The organism is Lactococcus allomyrinae (assembly GCF_003627095.1).
GTDB lineage: Bacteria > Bacillota > Bacilli > Lactobacillales > Streptococcaceae > Lactococcus > Lactococcus allomyrinae.
Map to the genome: position 1 here is coordinate 1,660,065 of NZ_CP032627.1, position 19,937 is coordinate 1,680,001.

Here is a 19,937-nt window from a genome sequence, read left to right on the forward strand (position 1 = left end):
CAATTATTTTACAACGATAAAACGGTCAGCATCGTCCATAAATGTTTTTTCACCTGCTGGTGCTTCAATTGAACCGAATACAAGTTGTCCACGAAGTTTCCAGCTTGATGGAATATTCCATTCTTTAGCTACTGCTTCATCAATCAATGGATTGTAGTGTTGAAGGTTAGCACCAAGTCCAAGTTCTGCAAGTGCTGTCCAAGCGTTTACTGAGATAATTCCTGTGCCTTGTTCTGACCAAACTGGGAAATTGTCAGCATAAAGTGCAAATTGTTCTTGAAGTCCTTTTACTACGTCTTCGTCTTCAAAGAAAAGTGCTGTACCAAAGGCTGCTTTAAAGCCGTCAAGTTTCGCACGTGTTCCATCCCATGCTGATTCAGGTGCACCTTGAGCTTCCATTGCTGCTTTTAGTTCTGGTGCCACGATTTCATCCCAAAGTTTGTTTTGAGCATCACCTGTCACAATCAAAACACGGCCTGTTTGTGAGTTGAATGCTGTTGGTGAAAGACGAACTGCTTCTTTGATTGTTTCAATTACTTTTTCTTCGTCTCCAACATTTTTTCCGAGAGCGTAGATAGTACGACGATTTTCAAGTGATTTAATAAATGACATAATGTTTTTTTCCTTTTTTTATTTTTATTGTTTACATATGTAATCTTATCATATAAATTTACAGTTGTAAATTATTTTAACTCAAAATATGAAAATTTTTATGATTCTTCTTTTTCAACAGTAAAATGTGTAAAACTCACTTCATTATGATGAAGTGAGTTTTAATCATTTATTATTTTGTACCAAATAAACGGTCACCAGCATCACCAAGTCCAGGAACAATATAACCATGTTCGTTGAGCTTCTCATCCAATGCTGCTGCATAAATTTCGATATCTGGGTGTGCTTCTTGAAGTGCTTTCACACCTTCTGGAGCAGCAACAAGGCAAACAAATTTAATATTTGTTGCTTGCCGTTTTTTAAGTGAGTCCACTGCCAAAATTGCTGAACCACCTGTCGCAAGCATCGGATCTACCAAGAAGATTTGACGCTCTGCAATGTCGGTAGGAAGCTTCACCAAATACTCAACAGGTTTGAGTGTTTCTTCATCACGGTACATTCCGATATGTCCAACACGCGCAGCAGGAATGAGTTTCAAAATACCATCTACCATACCGATTCCTGCACGAAGAATTGGAACAATAGCCAATTTTTTACCTGCAATTTGTTTTACAGTTGTTTTTTGAACTGGTGTTTCAATTTCAACATCTTCAAGTGGCAAATCACGTGATACTTCGTAAGCCATGAGCATCCCAATCTCATCTACAAGTTCACGGAATTCTTTTGTTGATGCTTCTTTACGACGCAAGATTGAGAGTTTGTGTTGAATTAATGGATGTTCTACAACTTGAAATTTTGACATTTGTGCTTCCTTTCGATACTTTTCTATAAAAGTTTGTGGATAGGTCGTGTTTTAATCACACCAGTTTGACATTTACTTGACTGTTCATCAATACGCCTAAGCGATCCTTTACAGTACTATAGAGCAGATTTGTTCATTACAGAGTGAAGAAATCTCCTTATCATCCAGTCTAAATAGGGCTTTAACTGGACAAGTTCCGCCTTATATTTTACCACTTTTTCACAAATTAGTCTAAATCTTTTAAGAGCCAGACATTCATTAGTGAATGTTCGCTTCCTTCTAAAGGTCTCTCTAAAGCCTCAAAGTGATATTTGTCATAAAGTTTCAAGGCAGTTTTGAGATTTGTATGGCTCTCAAGATAAATTTGTTTATAATATTTTTGGGCAAATGACAGTGCGGTATCCATTAACTTTTTTGACCAGCCTTGTTGCCTAATTTCGATTGAAATGTAAAGTTTCTGAAGCTCACAAATCTCTCCAACAAATGGTGCTACGCCTACTCCTCCAAAAATATGATTATTTTCATCAGCAATCACGAAATATGCTGCATGAGCGTTTTTTCTATAAAATTCTTCTAAATGCGCTAGATTGGAATCATAATATGCGGTTCCTGGAAGGTCAAGCCTTTCACTTTTTAAAATCTTGCGGATGAGTTGATAAAGTTGTTCATCGTCTTGAGACTGTATGGGTCTAATTTTCATGTTTTTTTAACTTAATAAGTATTGCTATTTTTTTAGATAGTAAATTGAGCAACAGTATCTCCGTTTCACTATCCTGTCCAGCTGTTTAGGAGCTACCTAATCGCAGTGGAATTTTTACTTTCGTTTCTTTTTAAGACTAGCTTAATCAGGAATGGTGCAATCAAAGTCGCTAGGATGATAACGATGACGAGTTCGGAATAAACTTCATCTGTTACAATGCTACTTGCTAAACCTATTTGAGCAACAATCAATGCCATTTCTCCTCGTGAAATCATCCCTGTACCAATCAAAAGACTTTCATTTGTAGTCAATTGACTTGATTTTCCAACAAAATAGGCAGGAAGAAATTTTGTCACAATCGCTAAAATAGTAAATAAGATAATAATCCAAGGATGGTGAATTAGACTATCAAATTGTACTGAAAGTGCGATTGAAACAAAGAAAACTGGGATGAAAATCACATAGCCAATCGCTGATGTATACTCTTCAATCTTATGACTCACTTCAGTCTGAGAAATCGCAAGTCCTGCAAAGAAACTACCGATAATCGCTGACATTCCCACACTATCTGCTAAAAGACTCAAACCTAGACATATAATCAGTGCAACTGTTGTATTTTTAACCGCGATAGGTAGTTTTTCGACAAACTTCCAAAGTTTTGGAATAAGTTTGTGAACAACAAAGAGGAAAACGAAAAAGAGAATTTCTAATAAAAATTGGAATAGGAGTTGTGTACCCGAACCACCATTTTTAAAACTTGTAAAAATGGACAAGACTAGGACAGCTAGGATATCATCAACTACTGCTGCTCCGAGAATGATTGAACCTGCTCGCGTACTAAGTTTACCATATTCTTGAAGGACTTCAACGGTAATTGAAACCGAAGTCGCCGCAAAAACAATTCCGTAGAAAAAACTTGTTGAAAAACCATAACCGAGCCCTGCTGCAACTAAAGCAAAAACAATAAGAGGGACTGCAACTCCTCCTATTGCAACAAGCATTGAGGCTTTGAAATTCTTCTTGAGCACTGTCAAATCGCTCTCAATACCAGCTAAAAACATCAGCAAAATAACGCCAATCTCCGACATTACTTCGATAACATGACCGCCGTGAACCCACCCCAAAATGGATGGGGCAAGTAGAATACCAATTAGCATTTGTCCCACAACAGCAGGGATTTTCAGACGTCTTGAAAGAAGGGTTGCAATGAGAGAAGCAACAAGGATAATCGTGAGTTGTAAAATATCATTCATCTCTTAATTTTAACATAATTTTATTAGAGCTAAACAAGTTATCCACAGAAATCGTTAAAATACAAACGTTTTCACAATTCGTTCTGTTGCTTCTTTGATTATTTCAAATGGTGCTGCTGCATTGAGTCTTGCATGAAGCGTTCCTTCGATCCCAAAGGAATTTCCTTTATTGAGAATGACTTTTGCCTGATTATGTAATTTTTCTTGAAGCTCTGCTTCTGTCAACGAATACTCTGAGAAATCCAGCCAAATCAGATAAGTTCCTTGTGGCTTCATTACTTTAATCTTTGTTTTTTCTGTCAGTACTGACAGAATGTAATTGATGTTATTTTCAAGTACTTCCTTTAATTCTGACAGCCATTCGGCACCGTTTGTCAGTGCTGCTTGCGTTGTCATCATCCCCAAAGTATTAATTTCATGTTGGTTATTAGAAAGTCTTTTTGCCATAAACTTCTCGCGTAAATCTTTGTTTTCAATGATAGCAAAAGAGCATTTCGTTCCTGCAATATTAAAAGTTTTAGTCGCTGATGATAAAATAATAGTAAAATTCTTAAATTCTGGCGAGAGAGTATTGAAGCTATGATGAACATTATCAAATAGCACTAAATCCTGATGAATTTCGTCTGACACTAAAATCACATGATGCTTTTGACAAAGTTCTCCGATTTTTTGAAGTTCATCTTTTCGCCAAACACGTCCCCCTGGATTATGGGGATTGCAAAGAATATAGAGCTTAACTTCATGGTCAATAATATCTCGCTCTAATTGTTCAAAGTCAATGACAAACTCACCATTAATCTCTGTCAGCGAATTTTCAACTAATTGGCGTTGATTGAGTTTTACCGTCCTTGCAAAAGGAGGATAAACAGGTGTATTAATCAGCACTGCATCATTTTCTTCAGTCAATGCTTGAACCGCAATGCCAATTGCTGGAACGACACCATCGGCAAGAACGATAGCTTCTTTGGGAAAATCATAACCGTGTTGCGTACTTTCCCAATGCTGGATTGATGTGAGCAGTTGCTCTGGCACGTAGGAATAACCATAAACACCATAATCTGCATATTCGTGAATAGCTTCCGTTATTTTTGGTAGAGCAATAAAATCCATGTCTGCCACCCACAAAGGCAGACGTTCTTCATCTTTTTCAACCTCTTTCCACTTGACAGAGTGGTGGTTCAAACGATTAGGTATTGTTGTAAAATCATATTTTGTCATTTTATTTTAACTTTCTCATTTTTTGTCATCTTCGTATCTTTGGCACTCGAAGGTCTAGTCTGTCTAGCTCCGCTTTACTACGCTGCCCATTTTCCTAGTAGCCACTTACTTCAACCAATTAACCATCCGTCAACGGCTATCCTATAAAGTCGGAATTTCAAATCGCAAGTTGATTCGTCATACTGACAGACTTTTTTAACTTACTGGAGAATTTTTGTCATTTTTCCAAAGCTTGCTCAAGGTCTGCAATCAAATCGCTGACATCTTCAATCCCAATTGACAAGCGCAGCAAATCATTAGTCAGCCCGTAACTCACACGAATTTCTTCTGGAATATCATGGTGAGTCTGAGTCGCAGGATAAGTAATTAGACTCTCAACCCCACCCAAACTTTCTGCAAATGTAAAAACTTTCAGGCGATTTAAAATCTGTGGAATCTGTTTTTCATCTCTTACTTTAAGTGAAATCATCCCTCCTTTTCCAGAATAAATGACTTCCTTTACTGACGGATTTTCTGTAAGTGCTGATACAATTTTGCGTGCATTGTCAGTAGCTCTCTCCACACGTAAACTCAATGTTTTCAACCCTCTCAACACCAAATAACTGTCAAACGGTGACAAAACTGCTCCTGTTGTATTGAGATGATGGAGTAATTTCTCATACAACAGCTCATCTCGAACAATCACAGCCCCTGCCAAAACATCGTTATGCCCCGCCAAATATTTCGTCGCAGAATGGATAACCAAATCCGCTCCAAGCTCCAACGGACGCTGATAAATAGGAGTATAAAACGTATTATCTACGAGAACTTTTGCGCCATTTTCCTGCGCTTTATCAGCTATTTTTTCAATATCAAATTCAACCATCATTGGATTTGTCGGTGTTTCAATATAGACAATATCCGTTTCTGGCGTGATTAAATTTATCATCTCTTGCTCATCATTAGCATAGGAAAATGAGAATCTTCCTTGAGCTTCTTGTTCATCAAACCAACGGAATGAACCGCCGTACAAATCCCGACTTGCCACGACTTTGCTTCCTACAGGAAAAATTTCCAACGCAAGAACAACAGCGGACATTCCCGATGAAGTAGCCAAAGCATATTGACCTGACTCAATAGCTGCTAAGGATTCCTCCAAATTCGCACGCGTCGGATTTTTTGTTCTTGTATAGTCAAAACCAGTTGATTTGCCAAATTCAGGGTGTTGATAGGTCGTTGAAAAATGCAGTGGACTAACCAAAGCTCCTGTAATTTTATCTTGTCGATTTCCAGCTTGTGCTAAAATTGTGTCTAATTTTTTACTCATACATTTTCTCTCATTTCTAATGAAGTCAAGACTTATCCAGTATGGGTTTCTACTCCCACTGGATTTAAGGTACAACCTCTAGGTGTAACAACTAAGCGACCTGTACGGAGTTAAAGCTACAACAGTCTGCTTAACATCCTCGATATAAGGTCACCTTGTCTCAGAAGCCTAAGTGCTAGAGCACTAACGTCCTAGGGCAGTCGGACGAAACTCAAGGCGTAGTGCTGCTTTATCTCCAACCTAAAAGTTCGGAGTATTGCGATTGGGACTAGGCGCTTTAAGCGCCATAGCAAGCATCGACAGCGTAGCCCGAAAAGGCGATGATAGCTTGCACTTGCTTTGATAAAACAGCATTAATTCTCATGATTATTAAAATCATAATCTGCTTCCAGATGCTTACTCAGCCGTTCAACAACATAAGGCGTTCCTTGATATACCGCATAGTTAAGCCAGTTAGAAAAGAACAATGATGCTGCAGATGACCAAGTCATTCGAGGTTGCTTTGTATCGTCATCTTCTGGAAAATAATTTTCAGGAAAATCTGGCTCCAGACCTGCATTCTTATCTCGATGATATTCCCACGATAATGTCTCTCTATCATACTCTAAATGCCCAAAAAGATAAACTTCTCTTAAATTACTCTTTGTCAGCACTGACAAACCTGTATCATGAGATTTTGATAATATTTCAAAATCTGTCAGTGCTGACAGCTCTACTTCATCAGAAGCTGTATACCGTGAGTGAGGACAAAAAAAGCTATCATTGAAGCCTCTAAAAAGTGGGTGTTTAGGATTCTCAACAGAATTCTCATAAATTCCACATAACTTTCTGGATAAATCAACTTTCTCTATACCATAACGCGCATAAAGTCCTGCTTGAGCTCCCCAGCAAATATGCAAAGTTGAGTAAACATGGCTCTTACTCCAATCCATGATTTCAAGAAACTCCTCCCAGTAATCAACCTCTTCAAACTCTAACTGCTCCACAGGAGCTCCCGTCACAATCATACCATCGTAAAAGCGTGCCCTAACTTCATCAAAAGACTTATAAAAGCTATCTAAATGATGCTGTTGCGTATTCTTCACTTCGTGTGTTGCAGTATATAAAAAGTCCACATCAATTTGAAGCGGAGTATTTGATAAGAGACGCAGAAGTTGAGTTTCTGTCACCGTTTTTCTGGGCATCAAATTGACCACTAACAAATTCAACGGACGAATATTCTGACTTCGCGCTCGCTCACTATCCATTACAAAAATATTATCTGCCCGCAAATCTTCTATCGCGGGCAGATTTTTTATCACTTTTACTGGCATAATTCCCCTAAATCTCTCATTATTTTTATAATTAGGTTTAATTATAGCCCTTCAAAACCTATTTTCAATAGTTTGGCAATATAATTCCATGATGATGAGATTTAAAAATTTTATGAGAAAAAATCGTCAGCATGCTGACAAACGAACTTAGTAAGCAAAAACTCTGTCAGTATGCTGACAGAGTTTTATTTCATTGATACCGTTTTTCCAAATACTTAAACATTGGATGTGGCATCGGCAAATCCTGAATTGCTTCACCAAAAGGTTTGCTAATAATTTCATCCGTACGCTTTGCAATCAATTTAACAGCAAACTCAGGATCAATCAAAAGTTGTTGGCCAATTGCGGCAAACTCCGCATTTTCAAGTAAGCCCTCTACATCTTCAAGACTTCTCACACCTCCAACACCAATCAACGGTACTCTCCCCTTCAAAGCATCATGAATATAAGCTAGTTCTGATTTATCCTGATAATTTTTATCATTTGACTTACGTCCAAAATGTTTCAACGAAAGATGTAAATAATCTAATTCTTTCGCTTTTAATTGCTCAACCAGCCAAAGCGTATCTTCAAATTTAATCCCAGGTTCTGTTATTTCGACAGGAGACAAACGGTAGCCCACCGCAAAAGGTCTGCCCGCTGTATTTTTCACTTCTGCAAGAACTCGATCAATCACTGCCAAAGGAAATTTTGCTCTTTTTTCCAGACTTCCGCCCCATTCATCCGTCCGACGATTAGAATGTGGTGAGAAAAATTGTTGCAACAAATAAGTATTTGCCCCATGAATTTCAACTCCATCAAATCCCGCAGCAATTGCTCTTCTTGTTGCTTGACCAAATGCCTCAATAATCGCTTCAATCTCAAAATTATCTAGCTCACGTGGTTGTTCTGCATTTGGAATTTCTGCCGCAAAAGCCGATGCAGAAACAGGTTGTTCACCAATTGTTTTCTGAGAAGTCATCCGTCCAGCATGAAAAATCTGCAAAATTGCTTTCGCCCCCGATTGATGAATTCCTTCAGAAAGTTGAGTCAAGGCCCCAATCGCTTCATCCGTCGCAATCGTCAACTCTCCGGGCCATCCCTTACCATTATCAGTAACATTAGCTGTTCCTGTAATTACCGCTCCTAACCCTTTACTTCTCATTGCATAATGCTGTATTTCTTCTTTTGTCACCGTACCATCGTGAAAACTTGACACAATAGTCATTGGCGCCATAACCAATCTATTTCTTAAAACAACACCTGAGCGTAGTGCCAGTGATTCATTAAATTTCATTTGTTCTTTCCTCTTTTTTTCAATATTTTTCTTTTATTCTTGAAATAATCTTTTCATAAATGATTTTCATTTCGGGTTCAGACGATTTTTCAACAAATTCATCAATTGGAATCCATGCAACACCCGCGGTTTCTTCTTCGTTTTTATGCAACAAAGCCTTTTCATCCGCCTCAAATAAAAATGTTACATTCAGATGGATATGTGCTGATACGTAACCATGTGTTCGATGAAAATGTCCAGCAACTGGTCCATTTTCTATTGAAATCGGCTGCTCAGATAATATTTTTAATTCTGCAAGTCCACTTTCCTCATGAACTTCTTTTTGCGCCACTCTGAGCAGATCGACATCACCATCCGCATGACCGCCCATCCAGCCCCAACTTTGATAAATCTTATGAAAAATACCCAATATCTTATCATGCTTTTCATTCAAAACAAATGCACTCGCGGTAAAATGAGCAATCGAATCTCTCGTCAAGTTTCGTGAATCTTTTGCAGACTCACGAAATATTTTCAAATCAGAAATTTCCTGCTCCCCTCGTGGAACAAAATTTTCTAACAAAATTTGTAATTCATTTTTCATTTTTTCTCCAAATCTTATAACAATCTATTATAAAAAAATAACAACAGCACTCATTAAAATTAATGAGATAAACATTGACAAGCTAATCGCCAACCCTGCCGTTCCTCTATCATTACCAAATTCTGTTGCCTGCAGCATATGCAAAAATGACATTGGGCAAAAAAAGATAAGAAGTAATACTACTTTTACCAAATGAGGAAAAGGTAAGAAAAGATAGGTTATTATTGAAAGAACAGCTGCCAAAATATAACGCCAAAATAAAATCTTCAAAACTAATCCAAATTTTCCTTGAGGAAGTTTAAACTCCATAAATAAACCTATCGTAAAAATCGAAAGCAAGGTGTTTGCATTTGCCATCGGCTGAATAGGAATAAGCCATTTTTCAGGAAAACTCAAACCAAATATCGCAAGAATAAACATCAAAACATAAACAACAAAGGGAGGATTTCTAAATAAAACTCCAAGCACCTCACGTAAAATAAATCCATGTTTATTTTTTCTACTTGTAGATTCAACAATCGCCTGTGTCGCACCCGTTACCATAAAAGAGTTCCCCATATCAAACATAGCCAGAAAAGGAATAGCCGCTGGAAAAAAGTTGCTTACAAATGGAATAGAGAAATTTCCGATATTATAGCCGGACAAGTCAAACATATACAAACCTCTTTCTTCTATGCTTGATTTTCGACCTAAAAATTTACCAATAAAAATTAGAACAAGGTTAGAACATACTCCCATGGCCATAAGTATGAAGTACAAACTTGAAAGTCTGGTATTGTTCACACCCAGCAAAATTGTCGCAGGTAGGGTAACATAAACCACTATTTTCGAAACAAGAGCCCCATCTTTTTGTTGAACCAGACCAATTTTTTTTAGCACAATAGCAAGAATTAGCACAAGCAAAATGCTAAGTGCATTTAAAATAATAGTTGTCATTTTCTCCCATTCTGTTGGTTTTCTATACTTTTTTAGTTCATGGAAACTTATAGCTATATCTTTAAATGTTTATTTATAAATTAGAGCAAATCAAATAACTTATCATTAATTTTTATATTTTTCTTAATTCTATCATTTTTTAAGCCATTTGTTTCCTTGGGAAATTTTAACCATCATTTGTCTTTTATTTTTAAAGTTCTAACTCTTAATCCTGTTTAATTCCCAAAAGGAATTTTTAAAAGTTAAAGCGTACAAAGGGTAACCTACTTCTTGTGCTAACGCAAGATAGTATTTCTGCAGTTCAATTATTAAATTTAAAAATGAACTAGTATAAGCAAACATTAGCTTAAAGAACTGATTAAGTATCTTTGTTAAAATAATCTACACTATCACTAAATCACTCACTAGAACGACAAAACGAAATGACTAACGATGAACTGCAATAACATATCACAATGCCACTTTCACACCCTAAAGTTGATATTCATTATTTTTTTTGCGGCGAATGAGCCATAATATAAAAAACTCTTGATTAATTCAAGAGTTTGAATAAAGTTTATTTTACATTCTTACTTAATTTCAATGATATATTCGCAAGAAAATTTTCCTTCTGGCGCAAGTTCATTGATTCCAAATTTTGTCGTCAAATCACCGTCTGTATTTTCATCATCAGCAATTCCACACCAGGGTTCAATACAGACAAATGATGCTTCAGCAGGATAAGGTGACCATAATCCAAAATAGGGCATATTTTTCCATGTTACAGTAACACTATGATCATCAAGGTCATTCGTCAATGAGACCTTCATCTCATCTGAAGAAGTATAAACCAAAGCATCTTGGTCAAAAAGTTGATGTGTCAATGGAAGTTTGGAAACTTCTACTTCAGACTTTTCATCCAGTTTTAATGTGCCTGATGCTGGATTAAGCGGGATAAATGTTCTCTTTTCATTTGGTGAAATCGTCAAAGTATAATCTTCAAATGAACCATTTATTAAAGGAACATTAAAGGCTGAATGGGCCCCAACACCAAAATTCATAAATTTTTCATCTTCATTTTTTACTTCATAACGAATTTTAATCTTGTTTCCATTGAGTATGTAAGAAACTCGGAAAGTAAATTTAAAAGGATAATGTAATAAGCTTTCTTCTGATTGGCACAGTTCATAGATAAGTTCATCATCATCTTCTTTCACCAGCTTAAACTCACTATCACGCGCAAAGCCATGTCCGCCCATCTTGTAAGTTTCTTCTCCATAATGATATTCCCCATTTTTCAACTTACCAACGATAGGAAAAAGGACTGGAGCGTGGCGTGCCCAGAAATTTTTGTCTGCTTGCCAGAGGTATTCAATATCATTAGATTTGATAGAGTTCATTTCCGCACCAAAACTATCAATAACAACTGTAAGCTGCCCGTTTTGCAAAGTATTTATCATAAAATTCTCCTTAACTCCGTTATTATGACTTCATTTTATCACTTTTTTCTTCGAAAGACTTGCACGATAGGGAAATGCTTTAAAATAAAAGGTTAGGAGTTTTCCTAACCTCATTTTAATGATTCATCACAGATTATTTAGATTCATTGTTGACAAGAAGTATTTTTTTGTTTCCATGATAAAGCTCAACAATTGTCCAAGCTAATAAAGCTAAAACCAAAATAATTAAGAGAATTGCAATAACTTCCGCAAAACTTGACCAATTTTCTGGAAAGAATACTTTAATTTGACTGGGTAAACCAATCAGATTAAGATAGGTCAGTGCAACGACAGAGAGCCAACCTAATGACTGAACCACCCAATTATTTTTAAAACTTCCCATCTCATTCTTACTATTTGTCAACATAAGGAGGGGAATAATCGAAAATGGAAGTGCAAAGGCGAGAAAGACTTGCGAGTCATTCATCAGATTATTAATCATCTCATGTTGAGCTTGTAAGCTATATCCTTTTGTCATTGACACACATATCAATACAGGAATAACTGATAGTAAGCGAGTAAGCAATCTTCTTGCCCAGATTGGCATTCTCATATGTATAAAACCTTCCATAATAACTTGACCAGTCAATGTCCCTGTGATTGTCGAATTTTGTCCAGAAGCAAGTAAGGCAACAGCAAATAATGTAGATAAAGCACCTGTTTTAGCCACTTCTGCAAGTACACCATTGCTCAAAACAGTTGGATTTGATAAAGCATCATACAAACCAAAGAATGAGGGGTCTTTAATCACCCCAGTCTTGAAAACTGCCACCCCCATAATAAGCAATAAAGAATTGACGACAAAAGCCAGAGTCAGCTGAATATTAGAATCCCAAGTAGAGAAACGTACAGCTCGCGCAATATCTGCTTTATCCTTATGATTAATCTTTCTTGACTGAGAAATTGAAGAATGAAGATATAAGTTATGCGGCATAACCGTAGCACCAATAATACCTAATGCACCAGTCAAAGGTGTCATTCCCGCAATTTCTGGATGAGTTGAAAAAGTACGTTGGTTAGGAACAAATCCTTCAATAATTCCTTTCCAATCGGGATTAGACAGAGCAACTTGATAAACAAAGACAGCTAAGATAACTAAAATCAGACAGACCACCAATGCTTCAATTTTTCTAAAACCTATCTTTGTCAATAAAAGGAGCAAAAAGACATCTAATACCGTGATAAAGACAGCTAATACTAGCGGAATGTTAAAAAGAAGATAGAGCGCAATTGCGGCTCCAATCACCTCTGCAATATCTGTTGCCATGATGGCAAGCTCAGTCAAAATCCATAAAATTATACCTAGAGCTTTACTTGTCCTCGCTCGAATTGCTTGCGCCAAGTCCATCTGACTGACAATCCCCAACTTAGCAGACATATACTGCAACAACATAGCAATAAGACTAGACATCAAAATAACAGAAATTAATAAATATTGGAAATTTTGTCCACCAGTGATTGATGTAGACCAATTTCCTGGATCCATATAACCAACGGCTACTAAAGCACCTGGTCCCGAATAAGCGAGTAGAGTCTTAAAAAATTTAGAATCCTTTGGCACTTCAATCGTGCCATTAATTTCCTCTAATGATTTCCCATTCGTATGATGGATTAACTTCATACGTTGGGAGTTACGACTTTTCATATTTACCTTTTCTAAGTTGAAATTTGTTCAACATCTATTTTCCAATTTTACTTTCTCATTATATTAGGTTCAACAATCCTATCCTTAATATCATTCCTTTTCTTCATCAAATTTAGTTGTAAAGCCATTTCTTTGCATCAGATAGATTTCATCTTGAAGAAAGTGAGGAATAATCGAGCATTTTCCGTTATCTTCTTTTATGATGACTGAGCCATCTTGAAGTCTTTCAATGATTTTAATCAAGTGGGGCATTGACATTTCGAGTTTTCTAAAGAAATCTTTACAAGACTCAGCCATTGTCGTAATATAATATCTTTCACCAATTTTTGCCTGCTCCAAATCAATCTCTGATTGTTGCATTTCCCAAAATACTTCTGAAGGAATCTCTGAGCCGTGAGGGTCTACTTTGGGATAACCTAAAAGCGCATAAAGATATTCGACGAGTTTCGGTGAAGAAGCGTGTTCCAGATTTTCTGCTTCATCATGTACCTCTTCTGAGAGATAGCCAAGTTTCTCTACTAAAAAAGTTTCCCAAACTCTATGACTTTTTATTATAAAACGTGCCTGTACCATTCCCATATGAGATAGGCTTACACCTCTATAAGGAGTATAGATGACGAGTTCTTTTTTGGATAATCTTTTAATCATCTCGGTGGCACTTGGAGAAGCTACATCTAATTTTTTAGCAATTAAATGAATGCTTACTGCTTCATTATCATTTTTACTTTCCAAATTATAAATCGCTTTGAGATAATCTTGCTCATTTTTTGATAATTTTAACACATCATCCTCTTTCAATTTTTAAGATAACAAAATTATAGCACTACCTTTTTATTTTGTCAATAAGTTTAGCATTGGCTATAAATTTATTTTTTTATCTGTCCAGAATATAAAAAAACTGTGGTTAACCACAGCTTAATCTATTTTTGGTTTATAGAAATTACGATTATCAAGCGCCCAAACACGCTGACTAAATTGCCCTGGTTCTAGGTTAGCTGTCGCCGTCTCCATCATCATCATGCTTGCATCCATCATATCAATCTGATGAATCATTTCAGCTTCCATGATTTGCGGACGAATCGGACTGCCGTATTCTAGTTCGCCGTGATGACTGAGCAGGCAATGGCGAAGCAAAAGTAAATCTTCTTTTTCATCCCCAATTCCTAGTTCAAGCGCTGCCTTACTTACCTCTTCATCTATCAAGACAATATGTCCAAGAAGATTTCCTCGAAGAGTGTAACTTGTATTTTCAAATCCTGTAAATTCAAGACATTTCGCCATGTCGTGCAACAAGACACCCGCAAACATAAGCGAAGAGTTTAGTTGTGGATAAACTTCACAGATTTTTTCTGCCAATTGGAGCATTGTCGTTGTGTGATAGGCAAGTCCGCCTTCAAAGGCATGATGATTTGTTTTTGCCGCTGGAAACTCATAAAATTCTTTATCAAACTTCTTTAGAATACTTCGAACAATTCGATTCCATGTACCATTTTCAATCTTGAAAACAATGGATTGAACGTATTCACGTAAATCAGCTTCATTGACTGGTGATTTTTCGCGGTAATCCTTGGAATTATTTGGCTCGCTGTCTGTCGCTAAGCGCAATTGAATCTTATTAACCTGTGGCATTCCATTATAAAGCTCTTTGAGCGCCTTCATGTGAACAACTTTCCCTGCTCGGAACTGTTCTACTGCTTTGTTGTTAGCATCCCAGATATTACCAGAGATTGTTCCTGTACGGTCTTGGAAGCTGATAGCCAGATAATCTTTACCCGCCCTTGTTTGCCTGAGTTCGACGGATTTGATGAGGTAAAAGCCTTCAAAAAATTCGCCTAACTCTAAGTTTTTGATGAGAACCATGATATTTCCTTTCTTATATGAAAGTATACTATGCTGAATTAACTAATAAAATGTATTATTTTAAAGTTAGTCTATATATAGCTAAGCCGTTGTAAAAAACGTCAATGTTTTATATTCTGAGACGAAATGCGCATTACGTTAATGCACGTGGCATTTTCCCAGCCATAGAATTAGCTATGCGGTTAGTCTTCCAAGTCTAGCAACTTACTACTGACACTATCTGGAGCTGCGTCAATACTCTTCAATTTTCTTTGCATCACATTAGTACGAGTTGTAATAAGCTTTGTGATTTCCGATTCAGATTCTTGCAATTTCTTTTGTACTTTTTCAAGTTGACCGCCAAATTTGTCAAACTCGGTGCGAATACTTCCAAGAAGTTCATAGACTTCTGATGATTTTTGCTCAATTTGTAACGTTTTAAATCCCATTTGCAAGCTATTTAGCACGGCCGTCATTGTTGTTGGACCTGTGATATTGACCTTGTAGTCTCGACTGATTTGTTCATAGAGTTCAGGATTATTGACGACTTCCATGAATAATCCTTCTGTTGGCAAGAACATCATTGCAAAATCTGTCGTTTTCGGCGGAACGATGTACTTTTCACTAATTGACTTAGCTTGCGATTTTACTGCATTAAATAAGGCTTTTCGTGTTTTTTCAATTTCTGCTGTGTCATTGGATTCTAGCGCTGTCTGCAGGCGTTGATAATCCTCCATTGGGAATTTTGAGTCAATCGGCAAAAGCAACTCCGAATCAGCAATTTTCCCAGGCAAAATTAGCGCATAATCTACTGCGTTGCCGCCTTGGATATTGACTTGTTCACGATATTGACTCGCTGTGAACATCTGCTCCAAAATCCGTCCGAGCTGGATTTCGCCAACAATACCCCGCGTTTTGACCCCCGTCATGACTTTTTGTAAGCTGTCCACATCACTGGCAAGACTCCGCATTTCTCCAAGCCCTTCCTCAACATTTTTTAAATGCAAGGTCACTTGCTCAAAGCTTTGTGAAATTCTGCGATTGAGTGTTTCCTGAAGTTTTTCATCAACCGTTTCTTGAATTTGACTCAAGCGCTTATCGTTAGACTCTTGTAAATCTTTGAACTTTTGGTCAAAACGTTCTGTAATACTTTCTGTCAGTACTGACAAGGTACTCACTGTTCTGTCAGTAGATTCTGTCAGACTTGATGAAATTTTCTCCAGCTTTTGCTCATTTGAACTCTGCAAATCTTTGAACTGATGGTCAAATTTTGTGTTAATATTTTCTGTCAGTACTGACAGATTACTGTTCACACTATTACTCACTGTCTGTAAGTTTGCTGACAATTCTTGGCGATTTTGTCCAAGCTGTTGATTAACATCCGATCGCATTTCCGAGAGATTTTGCTGAATATAATTGAGCTGATTGCTTGTTTTGTTATTGTCTGTTTTTTTAAAGAAGTTAGCAACTGCAAGTAAAATCAGAACAATCAGTAAAATGATAATGATAATCTCCACATTTTCTCCTTAAATCTTTGTCATTAATCTTTCCTTTAATTTGGCAATATTTTCCTCAACATTACCATTAAAGACATAAGAACCAGCGACAAATACGTTAGCACCCGCATTTTTAGCTTGTTCAATCGTTTTATCTGTGATGCCGCCATCTACTTCGATTTCAAAATTTAGATTTTTTTCTTTACGAATCTGACTGAGTTCACGCACTTTATCCATCATTTCAGGGATAAATTTTTGTCCACCAAATCCTGGATTAACTGTCATGACGAGTACCATGTCAACCATTGATAATACTGGTTTTATTGTTTCTACTGATGTACCGGGATTGATGACCACTGACGCTTGCATCCCAGCTGCTTTAATTTTTTGCAGTGCACCATGAATGTGGTGAGTCGCTTCAACATGAATACTCATGCTATCCGCACCTGCTACTGCAAACTCCTCAACATATGTCTCAGGATTTTCGACCATCATGTGAACATCTAAAAATAAATCAGTTTGTGGACGTAAAGCTGCTACAACTCCTGAACCAAACGTCAGATTATCCACAAAATGTCCATCCATCACATCAATATGAACAACTTCCGCACCTGCTGCCTCAATACGTTTAACATCTCGAACAAAATATCCAAAATCTGCTGACAAAATTGATGGTGCAATTTTATTTTTAAAATTCATTTCTATCATTTTCCTTATTTTCTTCTAAGTTTTCCTTGAGCCATTTGTCATGCGCTGTTTCTTCCTGAATAATGGTAGAAGCAGAACCTGACTCCCGAGGCTTTGTCACAGCGGTTAAAGAGCGCACACCAAACCAGATTGCAAAACAAATCCCAAGTAATGTCAAAATAAGCATCATCATGTATCCTGTTCCACTTCTCAAAAACAAAGTGGCAACAATCTGTGCGACAACAGCTATACCCAAGAAAAAAATGGCTATCTTTTTTGATTTTTCTTTCACTTTTTCTTCTTTCCAATCCCAAAAAATGCCCGATTAATCCAATAAACTGTAGCTATTGAGAATGCTAAAAGAACAACCATCACGATGATTCTAATCCCCATACTCATCTGATTTCTAAACAAAATGGCTACTACCCATACCAAAATTAGGAAAATGAGCACGCCTTGTCTAAACCAAATGTTATCTTTAAACTTGTTTTTTCCGTCTTTTTGCATAAGTTTCCCTCGTTTTATTGATTTCGTTTAATAATTGCAAATAATTTTCATATCGACTTTTTAAAATCTCTTGATGTTCCAATGCTTCTTTTACGGCACACTCTGGCTCGTGTGTATGTGTGCATTCTCGAAATTTACAATTGTGACTTATTCTCAAAATCTCTGGAAACGCAGCATTCAAATCTGGTTGGTTGTCCACCTCGTAATCAAGGCTTGAAAACCCTGGTGTATCAGCAATCAAGCCGTTTGCAACTTCAAAAAACTCAACATGTCGTGTTGTGTGTCGTCCACGCCCAAGTTTCTCTGAGGTTTCACCTGTTGCAAGCTCCATTTCTGGTGCAATCTTGTTAAGTAAAGTTGTCTTACCAGCACCCGTCTGTCCCATAAAAACAGTCACTTTGTCATGAAGGACTTTAACCAAATACTCTGCATCAAAGAATATCTCATAGCCAATCCCCTCATAATTTGTCCTAAATTTTTCATATTCTGATTGCTCTGTGATTAAATCTAACTTTGAAATATAAATAAGAGGGTGTATATTTTTGTGTTCTAAAAAAACTAAAAAGCGGTCCAACAAGTTCAGACTAAAGTCAGGATTGACTGTTGACATAATAACTACTGCTTGGTCAATATTTGCAATTGACGGACGAACCAGACTATTTTTTCGTTCATGTATATTAAGGATATAACCTTCCGAATTTTTCTCAGCAGAAAAATCCACAAAATCTCCAACGACAGGTTTCATTCCTTTTTTACGAAAGTTTCCTCGTGCACGTGTTTGATAAACCTTATCTCCCACCGCAACATCGTAAAAACCTGCTAAAGATTTGACAATACGTCCATTTTTTATCATATTCTCATTATAACAAAAAAAGGCTTAACTGTAAGCCTTTTATTATTTTTTAGTCTGTAATACCATTTTATCAAAACAAGTGCGTGCTAATACTCCGACCTCTTAGGTCAGAGATAAAGCAGCACTAAGCTTTGAATTTCGTCCGACTAAATTCAGTGGTGAGTTGAAATTCCCACTGAATAAGTCTTGACTTCATTTCTAGAGATGAATTAATGAATTTTTGATTCTTACCAAAATCAGCTCAAGACTGTAATTTGAAGATTTTGACGTCCCCATGCAATTGCTTGAGCATTTGTTGGGAAATGAACATCAATAATATTTCCTACAATAGCTCCACCTGTATCTCCTGCAATTGCAACTCCGTAGCCAGGAACCTCTACCATTGAACCCAACGGAATAACACTTGGGTCAACGGCAATACACATTGGGTTCTTACTCAAGTCAATTCCCATTGCTGTAATTCCATTTAGAGCATAAGCTGTCGCTTGAACATTTATTGTGCGACCTGAGCTTGTCGGTGGGATAACCGGTTTTGGAGGGTTTGAGTTTGAACCTGAATTTGATGTGTTATTTGTTGAACTAGAAGACACACTCGTTTGCGTTTGAGCTTGCTGTGCTTCAGCTATAGATTTTGCTAGAGCTTCATCATGAGCTTTTTGTTCAGCTGCTGCTTTTGCTTGCATTGTACTCAATAATTTTTGATTTGATGCAATTTTATCTTTCAATGTCGAGATATCGCCTTGCAAATCTGTCACTTGTTCTTGATAATTTTTCTGATCTTGAACTAATTTTACTTGAGTTGCTTCCAAACTTGTTTTCATACTTCTTAGAGTATTCTCTTTTTCAACCAAAGCTTTTGCCTGGTTGGATTCTGCTGTCATTACGGCATTCAAGCTTGTTAGACGCATAACCATATCTGAGAGATTTTTTGATGATGCAATCACATCAATCACTGACATCGTCATCCCACCATTGGATTGCATCGCACGCATTTGATGAGCAATCACTTCTTTTAGGCTTGCTACATCATCTTGTGTTTGGGCAATTCCAGATTGCAAATCGTCAATCTTACCTTGAGTTTGCTGAACTTTTTGTTGTGATGACTGAGCTTTACTGTAAAGGTCATTTACTTGTGTAAGCTCTGCATTTAGCTGAGTTTGGAATGTTTGAATTTGCTGATTCACTTCATTTTGAGTGCTATCAGCTCCTACAGGAAGTCCTGATGAGACCATCAGCAACACACCTGCAAATACTCCAACTTGCTTTACTTTTTTAGAAATTAGCTTCTTCATACTTCATCTATTCTAACACATCACCGCCCGTTTTTTATTTCATAATCATTACAAATGTTAATTAAACAAATCAGAAGATACAGAAACATACTTTTTAGGAAGCGTTCTTTCTTTTTGTAAGCAAATTTTCATTAATATTTT

20 protein-coding genes are annotated in these 19,937 nt (G+C 36.9%); all 20 read right to left on the bottom strand.

Annotated features, from left to right (window positions below; translation table 11 throughout):
• Nucleotides 1-3: 3 nt before the first annotated feature.
• The 20 genes from D7I46_RS07645 to D7I46_RS07740 all read right to left on the bottom strand — a co-directional run bounded on the left by D7I46_RS07645 (nt 4) and on the right by D7I46_RS07740 (nt 19,796).
• Nucleotides 4-612 (bottom strand): nitroreductase family protein, encoded by a 609-nt coding sequence (locus D7I46_RS07645; protein WP_120772351.1) that lies wholly within the window; start codon nt 610-612, stop codon nt 4-6.
• 172 nt (nt 613-784) lie between these two features.
• On the bottom strand, nt 785-1,414 hold the full coding sequence (gene upp, locus D7I46_RS07650) for a uracil phosphoribosyltransferase (RefSeq protein WP_120772352.1): 630 nt from the start codon (nt 1,412-1,414) through the stop codon (nt 785-787).
• Between the two features lie 226 nt (nt 1,415-1,640).
• The gene (locus D7I46_RS07655) at nt 1,641-2,114 is read right to left on the bottom strand and encodes a GNAT family N-acetyltransferase (RefSeq protein ID WP_120772353.1); all 474 of its coding nucleotides are present in this window, start codon (nt 2,112-2,114) and stop codon (nt 1,641-1,643) included.
• Between the two features lie 92 nt (nt 2,115-2,206).
• Nucleotides 2,207-3,367 (bottom strand): cation:proton antiporter, encoded by a 1,161-nt coding sequence (locus D7I46_RS07660; RefSeq protein WP_120772354.1) that lies wholly within the window; start codon nt 3,365-3,367, stop codon nt 2,207-2,209.
• Between the two features lie 54 nt (nt 3,368-3,421).
• The gene (locus tag D7I46_RS07665) at nt 3,422-4,585 is read right to left on the bottom strand and encodes a MalY/PatB family protein (RefSeq protein WP_120772355.1); all 1,164 of its coding nucleotides are present in this window, start codon (nt 4,583-4,585) and stop codon (nt 3,422-3,424) included.
• Between the two features lie 217 nt (nt 4,586-4,802).
• The gene (locus D7I46_RS07670; RefSeq protein ID WP_120772356.1) at nt 4,803-5,891 is read right to left on the bottom strand and encodes a cystathionine gamma-synthase; all 1,089 of its coding nucleotides are present in this window, start codon (nt 5,889-5,891) and stop codon (nt 4,803-4,805) included.
• 353 nt (nt 5,892-6,244) lie between these two features.
• Complete coding sequence (locus D7I46_RS07675; RefSeq protein WP_120772357.1) at nt 6,245-7,204, bottom strand: homoserine O-succinyltransferase; 960 nt, start codon at nt 7,202-7,204, stop codon at nt 6,245-6,247.
• 190 nt (nt 7,205-7,394) lie between these two features.
• Nucleotides 7,395-8,480: an NADH-dependent flavin oxidoreductase gene (locus D7I46_RS07680; RefSeq protein ID WP_120772358.1), complete on the bottom strand. Its 1,086-nt coding sequence runs from the start codon at nt 8,478-8,480 to the stop codon at nt 7,395-7,397.
• Nucleotides 8,481-8,499: 19 nt separating this feature from the next.
• Nucleotides 8,500-9,063 carry an NUDIX hydrolase gene (locus D7I46_RS07685; RefSeq protein WP_120772359.1) on the bottom strand — a complete coding sequence of 188 codons (564 nt, stop codon included), beginning with the start codon at nt 9,061-9,063 and terminating at the stop codon, nt 8,500-8,502.
• Between the two features lie 27 nt (nt 9,064-9,090).
• Nucleotides 9,091-9,999, bottom strand: a complete 909-nt coding sequence (locus D7I46_RS07690) for an AEC family transporter (RefSeq protein WP_120772360.1) — start codon at nt 9,997-9,999, stop codon at nt 9,091-9,093.
• Nucleotides 10,000-10,568: 569 nt separating this feature from the next.
• Nucleotides 10,569-11,438: an aldose 1-epimerase family protein gene (locus tag D7I46_RS07695; RefSeq protein ID WP_120772361.1), complete on the bottom strand. Its 870-nt coding sequence runs from the start codon at nt 11,436-11,438 to the stop codon at nt 10,569-10,571.
• A 133-nt stretch (nt 11,439-11,571) separates the two neighbouring features.
• On the bottom strand, nt 11,572-13,122 hold the full coding sequence (locus tag D7I46_RS07700) for an Nramp family divalent metal transporter (protein ID WP_120772362.1): 1,551 nt from the start codon (nt 13,120-13,122) through the stop codon (nt 11,572-11,574).
• 90 nt (nt 13,123-13,212) lie between these two features.
• Nucleotides 13,213-13,905: a metal-dependent transcriptional regulator gene (locus D7I46_RS07705; protein WP_120772363.1), complete on the bottom strand. Its 693-nt coding sequence runs from the start codon at nt 13,903-13,905 to the stop codon at nt 13,213-13,215.
• Between the two features lie 132 nt (nt 13,906-14,037).
• Nucleotides 14,038-14,982 (bottom strand): 3'-5' exoribonuclease YhaM family protein, encoded by a 945-nt coding sequence (locus D7I46_RS07710; protein WP_120772364.1) that lies wholly within the window; start codon nt 14,980-14,982, stop codon nt 14,038-14,040.
• Nucleotides 14,983-15,164: 182 nt separating this feature from the next.
• Nucleotides 15,165-16,478 carry a DNA recombination protein RmuC gene (locus tag D7I46_RS07715; protein ID WP_120772365.1) on the bottom strand — a complete coding sequence of 438 codons (1,314 nt, stop codon included), beginning with the start codon at nt 16,476-16,478 and terminating at the stop codon, nt 15,165-15,167.
• 9 nt (nt 16,479-16,487) lie between these two features.
• Nucleotides 16,488-17,156 carry a ribulose-phosphate 3-epimerase gene (rpe, locus tag D7I46_RS07720; RefSeq protein ID WP_120772366.1) on the bottom strand — a complete coding sequence of 223 codons (669 nt, stop codon included), beginning with the start codon at nt 17,154-17,156 and terminating at the stop codon, nt 16,488-16,490.
• The gene (locus tag D7I46_RS07725) at nt 17,146-17,436 is read right to left on the bottom strand and encodes a hypothetical protein (RefSeq protein WP_120772367.1); all 291 of its coding nucleotides are present in this window, start codon (nt 17,434-17,436) and stop codon (nt 17,146-17,148) included. The genes rpe and D7I46_RS07725 overlap by 11 nt, the downstream gene beginning before the upstream one ends.
• Entirely contained in the window at nt 17,433-17,651 is a 219-nt protein-coding gene (locus D7I46_RS07730) for a hypothetical protein (RefSeq protein WP_120772368.1), read from the bottom strand. The genes D7I46_RS07725 and D7I46_RS07730 overlap by 4 nt, the downstream gene beginning before the upstream one ends.
• Complete coding sequence (gene rsgA, locus D7I46_RS07735; protein ID WP_120772369.1) at nt 17,623-18,504, bottom strand: ribosome small subunit-dependent GTPase A; 882 nt, start codon at nt 18,502-18,504, stop codon at nt 17,623-17,625. Before rsgA ends, D7I46_RS07730 begins: the two co-directional genes overlap by 29 nt.
• 236 nt (nt 18,505-18,740) lie before the next feature.
• Nucleotides 18,741-19,796: a 3D domain-containing protein gene (locus D7I46_RS07740; RefSeq protein WP_120772370.1), complete on the bottom strand. Its 1,056-nt coding sequence runs from the start codon at nt 19,794-19,796 to the stop codon at nt 18,741-18,743.
• Nucleotides 19,797-19,937: the final 141 nt, after the last annotated feature.

What these genes read in the sequence shown, in the direction of transcription:
- D7I46_RS07645 (WP_120772351.1), bottom strand. Translation starts at nt 612, where the DNA reads ATGTCATTTATTAAATCACTTGAAAATCGTCGTACTATCTACGCTCTC.
- upp (WP_120772352.1), bottom strand. Translation starts at nt 1,414, where the DNA reads ATGTCAAAATTTCAAGTTGTAGAACATCCATTAATTCAACACAAACTC.
- D7I46_RS07655 (WP_120772353.1), bottom strand. Translation starts at nt 2,114, where the DNA reads ATGAAAATTAGACCCATACAGTCTCAAGACGATGAACAACTTTATCAA.
- D7I46_RS07660 (WP_120772354.1), bottom strand. Translation starts at nt 3,367, where the DNA reads ATGAATGATATTTTACAACTCACGATTATCCTTGTTGCTTCTCTCATT.
- D7I46_RS07665 (WP_120772355.1), bottom strand. Translation starts at nt 4,585, where the DNA reads ATGACAAAATATGATTTTACAACAATACCTAATCGTTTGAACCACCAC.
- D7I46_RS07670 (WP_120772356.1), bottom strand. Translation starts at nt 5,891, where the DNA reads ATGAGTAAAAAATTAGACACAATTTTAGCACAAGCTGGAAATCGACAA.
- D7I46_RS07675 (WP_120772357.1), bottom strand. Translation starts at nt 7,204, where the DNA reads ATGCCAGTAAAAGTGATAAAAAATCTGCCCGCGATAGAAGATTTGCGG.
- D7I46_RS07680 (WP_120772358.1), bottom strand. Translation starts at nt 8,480, where the DNA reads ATGAAATTTAATGAATCACTGGCACTACGCTCAGGTGTTGTTTTAAGA.
- D7I46_RS07685 (WP_120772359.1), bottom strand. Translation starts at nt 9,063, where the DNA reads ATGAAAAATGAATTACAAATTTTGTTAGAAAATTTTGTTCCACGAGGG.
- D7I46_RS07690 (WP_120772360.1), bottom strand. Translation starts at nt 9,999, where the DNA reads ATGACAACTATTATTTTAAATGCACTTAGCATTTTGCTTGTGCTAATT.
- D7I46_RS07695 (WP_120772361.1), bottom strand. Translation starts at nt 11,438, where the DNA reads ATGATAAATACTTTGCAAAACGGGCAGCTTACAGTTGTTATTGATAGT.
- D7I46_RS07700 (WP_120772362.1), bottom strand. Translation starts at nt 13,122, where the DNA reads ATGAAAAGTCGTAACTCCCAACGTATGAAGTTAATCCATCATACGAAT.
- D7I46_RS07710 (WP_120772364.1), bottom strand. Translation starts at nt 14,982, where the DNA reads ATGGTTCTCATCAAAAACTTAGAGTTAGGCGAATTTTTTGAAGGCTTT.
- rpe (WP_120772366.1), bottom strand. Translation starts at nt 17,156, where the DNA reads ATGAATTTTAAAAATAAAATTGCACCATCAATTTTGTCAGCAGATTTT.
- D7I46_RS07730 (WP_120772368.1), bottom strand. Translation starts at nt 17,651, where the DNA reads ATGCAAAAAGACGGAAAAAACAAGTTTAAAGATAACATTTGGTTTAGA.
- rsgA (WP_120772369.1), bottom strand. Translation starts at nt 18,504, where the DNA reads ATGATAAAAAATGGACGTATTGTCAAATCTTTAGCAGGTTTTTACGAT.
- D7I46_RS07740 (WP_120772370.1), bottom strand. Translation starts at nt 19,796, where the DNA reads ATGAAGAAGCTAATTTCTAAAAAAGTAAAGCAAGTTGGAGTATTTGCA.